The organism is Streptomyces alkaliphilus (assembly GCF_014141535.1).
Classification (GTDB): Bacteria; Actinomycetota; Actinomycetes; order Streptomycetales; family Streptomycetaceae; genus Streptomyces; species Streptomyces alkaliphilus.
Window position 1 is genome coordinate 1 of the sequence record NZ_VKHT01001781.1, and the last position, 383, is coordinate 383.

1 protein-coding gene is annotated in these 383 nt (G+C 77.0%); it reads right to left on the minus strand.

Annotated elements, in window-relative coordinates:
* On the minus strand, positions 1–383 hold a 383-nt coding region (locus tag FNQ90_RS26740), incomplete at both ends, for a TRSP domain-containing protein (protein ID WP_182608621.1).

Here is a 383-nt window from a genome sequence, read left to right on the forward strand (position 1 = left end):
GGGCAGGTCGTGGGCGGGGAAGACCAGACGACTGCGGATGGCGTAGCCCGGGTCGTCGACCGGCAGCACCGGGGAGCGGGTGGTGGTGGAGAAGAAGACCTCGGGTCCCTCCCCGGCCGTCCCGGCCGCGTCCAGCGCGCCCGCGATCCGCAGCGGGACGTACATGAACTCCTCGGTGCCCAGGACCAGGACGCGCCGGGCACCGATCGGCAGGGCGTCGGCCAGGGGAGCGACGATCGAGGGCAGCAGTGCCTCCAGCCGCCGGCGGTCGGCGGGGGTGAAACCGTGCCGGCCTCCGTCGGGCAGACCGGCCGGCCAGGGCGGGTCCACCCGGCGGACGAGACCGGGCACGGCCGCCGGGTCGCCCGGGCCGGGGGTGGGAG